Here is a 4,271-nt window from a genome sequence, read left to right on the forward strand (position 1 = left end):
GCTGCCATCGAGTTCCTGGTCGACAAGCTGAAAACGACCAAGACCAACGATGAGTTCTTCCTGTCGATGAAACGCAAGTAAGTCGAGCAGGTTGTGCCATACAGGGCACCAGAGCCGGGGAAACCCGGCTTTTTGCTATCTGATTTTTGATGAACCGGCAGTTCGTGGTTCTGAATAGAGGGGTTCGGCGCTAAACTGCCTGCCCCGAACGCCACGGCCAACACGAGGCTTACGCATGCAGTATCGCGACTTGCGCGACTTTATCAGCGGGCTGGAACAGCGCGGCGAGCTCAAGCGCATCCAGATTCCGGTGTCCCCAGTGCTCGAAATGACCGAGGTCTGTGACCGCACCTTGCGCGCCAAAGGCCCGGCCCTGCTGTTTGAAAAGCCTGTCGGTTATGACATTCCGGTGCTCGGCAACCTGTTCGGCACCCCCGAGCGCGTTGCGTTGGGCATGGGCGCCGAAGCGGTCAGCGAACTGCGCGAAATCGGCAAGTTGCTGGCGTTCCTCAAGGAACCCGAGCCGCCGAAAGGGCTGAAAGACGCCTGGTCCAAACTGCCGATCTTCCGCAAGATCATCTCGATGGCGCCCAAGGTCGTCAAAGATGCGATCTGCCAGGAAGTGGTCATCGAAGGCGATGACGTCGATCTCTCGACACTGCCGGTGCAGACCTGCTGGCCGGGCGACGTGGCGCCGCTGATCACCTGGGGCCTGACCGTTACCAAAGGTCCGAACAAGGACCGGCAGAACCTCGGGATCTACCGTCAGCAAGTGATCGGTCGCAACAAAGTCATCATGCGTTGGCTCAGCCACCGTGGCGGCGCGCTGGATTACCGCGAATGGTGCGAGAAGCATCCGGGGCAACCGTTCCCGGTGGCCGTGGCGCTGGGCGCTGACCCGGCGACCATTCTCGGCGCCGTGACCCCGGTGCCCGACAGTCTCTCCGAATACGCTTTCGCCGGCCTGCTGCGCGGCAACCGCACCGAACTGGTGAAATGCCGGGGCAACGACCTGCAAGTGCCGGCCACCGCCGAGATCATCCTTGAAGGCGTGATCCATCCGGGCGAGATGGCCGATGAAGGCCCGTACGGCGACCACACCGGCTACTACAACGAAGTCGACAGCTTCCCGGTGTTCACCGTCGAGCGCATCACCCACAGGGTCAAACCTATCTATCACAGCACTTACACCGGCCGTCCGCCGGATGAGCCGGCGATTCTCGGCGTGGCGCTGAACGAAGTGTTCGTGCCGATCCTGCAGAAGCAGTTCCCGGAGATCACCGATTTCTACCTGCCGCCAGAAGGCTGCTCGTACCGCATGGCCGTCGTGACCATGAAGAAGTCGTATCCGGGGCATGCCAAGCGGGTAATGCTCGGTGTCTGGTCGTTTTTGCGACAGTTCATGTACACCAAGTTCGTTATCGTCACTGACGACGATATCAACGCACGGGACTGGAACGACGTGATCTGGGCCATCACCACGCGCATGGACCCCAAGCGCGACACGGTGATGATCGAGAACACGCCGATCGACTACCTCGACTTCGCCTCGCCGGTGTCCGGCCTGGGGTCGAAAATGGGGCTCGATGCCACGCATAAATGGCCGGGCGAAACCACGCGTGAGTGGGGCCGGGTGATCGTCAAGGACGATGCCGTGACCCAACGGATCGATGCCATCTGGAATCAGTTAGGAATAGATTGATGCGTGTAACTTTGCAGCCCTCCGGAGCGGTGCTCGAGATCCTGCCCGGCGAGCGGATTCTCGATGGCGCACGTCGTCTGGGCTATGAGTGCCCGCAAAGCTGTCGCAACGGCAACTGCCATGTGTGCGCTGCGCTGCTGGTGGAAGGGCGCGTCGAACAGGCGGGCGATGTGCGCGATCATGGCGAGTTCTACACTTGCATTGCAGAGCCGCTCGAAGACTGCATCGTGCTGTGGGATGGCGTGCTCGCGCTGGGAGAATTGCCGGTGCGCACCCTGTCGTGTCAGGTCACCAGTTGCACCGAGGTCGGTGGTGATACCTGGCGAGTGCGGCTGCGGGCGCCGGCGGGTAAACCTCCGCGTTATCACGCCGGCCAGTACTTGATGATCCATCGGGACAATGGCGAGAAATCATCTTTCTCCCTGGCTTCGGCACCCTCCGGTGGGCGCGATCTGGAAATCCACGTACTGGCGCGCGAAGCCAGTGCAATAAACCTGATCAAGCAGCTGCAAGGCAACACGATGGTGCGGATCGACATGCCGTTCGGCGACACGCACCTGGCCGAGCTGCCGGACGGTCCTCTGGTGTTGATTGCCGCGGGTACCGGCATGGGCCAGGTCCATGGCCTGATCGAACACTGTCGCGCCGAAGGCTTCAAGCACCCCGTGCATTTGTATTGGGGCGTGCGCCGTCCTGAAGACTTCTATGAAATCGAACATTGGGACGAGTGGCTGAAGCTACCCAACCTGTTCCTGCACAAAGTCGTCAGCGATCAAGGCGGCTGGCAGGGACGCTGCGGCATGTTGCATGAGGCCGTGTGCGAAGACTTCCCCGATCTCAAGACTTTGCACGTGTACGCCAGTGGTTCGCCGGCCATGGTCTACGGCACGCTGGATGCGCTGGTCGAGGCGGGCATGGACGCCCATCAGATGCGCGCAGACGTATTTGCCTACGCTCCACGCTCTTGACTCCAATCTCTGAAGATAACCAAACATCCCTGTAGGGGGAGCCTGCTCGCGATGTTCTTAAGAGCGCCGTGGGCAGCCTGACTTCCCGCGTAATCACTAACGACCATCGCGAGCAGGCTCGCTCCTACACAGGTGGTTATAACTCTGTATATAGCGGATCGGTATTTATAAAATAATATAAATGCCGGTACGTTATATCTAATCCAGCCAGTTAATTAATAACTGTGCCATGGCACCTAAATTGCCTTAAAACATATGTGCCTTATTGTTACAACGGTGCGTTCTATAAAGTAATACTTCACTCGCGGGGAGCTGAACGCTATTCGCCATGAGCGCCATAGAATCTTCATTTCTGAATCTGGCTTATCCGCCGCAGCTCGATCTGGGGCCGCAGCTCACTCACGAACAATTACTCAGCTCAATGCAAACGACCATGGCGCGCCACAAGGGTGGGCCTGTATGGCTGTTCGCCTATGGGTCACTGATCTGGCGCCCTGAGTGCACGGCTGTCGAGCGCGTTCGCGGGCGGGTCCATGGTTACCACCGGGGGTTGTACCTGTGGTCCCACGAACATCGTGGCACACCGGAGATGCCGGGACTGGTATTCGGCCTGGATCGCGGCGGCTCTTGCAGCGGCTTTGCTTATCGTCTGCCTGAAGAGCAACTTGAAGCGTCACTATATGCGCTTTGGCAACGTGAGATGCCGTTCCCGTCTTATCGTCCACACTGGCTCAACTGCCGACTCGAAGACGGCAACCAGGTTCAGGCATTGGGATTCGTTCTGGAGCGGCACCTGCCCAGTTATGCCGGCAACTTGCCGGATCATGTGCTGAGCCATGTGTTTGAAAACGCTTGCGGGCGTTACGGCACCACTCGCGATTATGTCGAGCAGACCGCTCACGCCCTGCGTAGCCACGCCATGCCAGACCGGAATCTGGAGGCGCGGCTCAAGCGCTGTAAATCAAAGGCCGATCAGGCGAGTGCTTCGCGGCTCTGACTGGCGACTTGCTTGTGCCACAGCGTTGGCGCAAGGAAAGCCATCGCCAGCAGGCAGGCGCCGATCAGCAGGACGAAACCGCCGTCCCAACCGAAGTGGTCCACGGTGTAGCCCATCGCTGCACTGGCCGCGACCGAACCCCCCAGGTAACCGAACAAACCGGTGAAACCCGCTGCCGTACCGGCGGCTTTCTTCGGCGCCAGCTCCAGCGCCTGCAAGCCGATCAGCATGACCGGGCCGTAGATCAGGAAGCCGATGGACACCAGGGCGATCATGTCGACCGTCGGGTTGCCGGCCGGATTCAACCAGTACACCAGGGTCGCCACGGTCACCAGCGCCATGAACACCATGCCGGTCAGGCCACGGTTGCCACGGAAAATCTTGTCCGACATCCAGCCGCACAGCAGCGTGCCCGGGATACCCGCCCACTCGTAGAAGAAGTACGCCCAGGACGTCTTGTCTACGGTGAAACCCTTGGCTTCCTTGAGGTAGGTCGGCGCCCAGTCCAATACGCCGTAGCGCAGCAGATAGACGAAGACGTTGGCCAGGGCGATGTACCAGAGCATTTTGTTGCGCAGCACGTATTTGACGAAGATTTCCTTGG

Annotated in this window: 5 protein-coding genes; 4 read left to right on the top strand and 1 reads right to left on the bottom strand. The window is 59.7% G+C overall.

Features of this window, described 5'->3' with window-relative positions; genetic code table 11:
* The 4 genes from D8U18_RS29160 to D8U18_RS27165 all read left to right on the top strand — a co-directional run.
* On the top strand, nt 1-81 hold an 81-nt coding region (locus tag D8U18_RS29160; RefSeq protein ID WP_241664360.1), incomplete at its 5' end, for a hypothetical protein.
* Nucleotides 82-235: 154 nt separating this feature from the next.
* On the top strand, nt 236-1,702 hold the full coding sequence (ubiD, locus tag D8U18_RS27155; RefSeq protein ID WP_131109096.1) for a 4-hydroxy-3-polyprenylbenzoate decarboxylase: 1,467 nt from the start codon (nt 236-238) through the stop codon (nt 1,700-1,702).
* Complete coding sequence (locus D8U18_RS27160; protein WP_056854089.1) at nt 1,702-2,670, top strand: CDP-6-deoxy-delta-3,4-glucoseen reductase; 969 nt, start codon at nt 1,702-1,704, stop codon at nt 2,668-2,670. The genes ubiD and D8U18_RS27160 overlap by 1 nt, the downstream gene beginning before the upstream one ends.
* A gap of 328 nt (nt 2,671-2,998) precedes the next feature.
* Nucleotides 2,999-3,667, top strand: coding sequence for a gamma-glutamylcyclotransferase (locus D8U18_RS27165; RefSeq protein WP_056854088.1), 669 nt, complete (start codon nt 2,999-3,001; stop codon nt 3,665-3,667).
* Here the strand turns inward: D8U18_RS27165 and D8U18_RS27170 are convergent.
* On the bottom strand, nt 3,643-4,271 hold a 629-nt coding region (locus D8U18_RS27170; RefSeq protein WP_131109098.1), incomplete at its 5' end, for an MFS transporter. The two genes, D8U18_RS27165 and D8U18_RS27170, sit on opposite strands and share 25 nt — an antisense overlap.

Source organism: Pseudomonas sp. Sample_10 (assembly GCF_004321495.1).
In the GTDB taxonomy this organism is placed as follows: domain Bacteria; phylum Pseudomonadota; class Gammaproteobacteria; order Pseudomonadales; family Pseudomonadaceae; genus Aquipseudomonas.

Coding starts and splice junctions, on each gene's coding strand:
- ubiD (WP_131109096.1), top strand. CDS start 236: ATGCAGTATCGCGACTTGCGCGACTTTATCAGCGGGCTGGAACAGCGC.
- D8U18_RS27160 (WP_056854089.1), top strand. CDS start 1,702: ATGCGTGTAACTTTGCAGCCCTCCGGAGCGGTGCTCGAGATCCTGCCC.
- D8U18_RS27165 (WP_056854088.1), top strand. CDS start 2,999: ATGAGCGCCATAGAATCTTCATTTCTGAATCTGGCTTATCCGCCGCAG.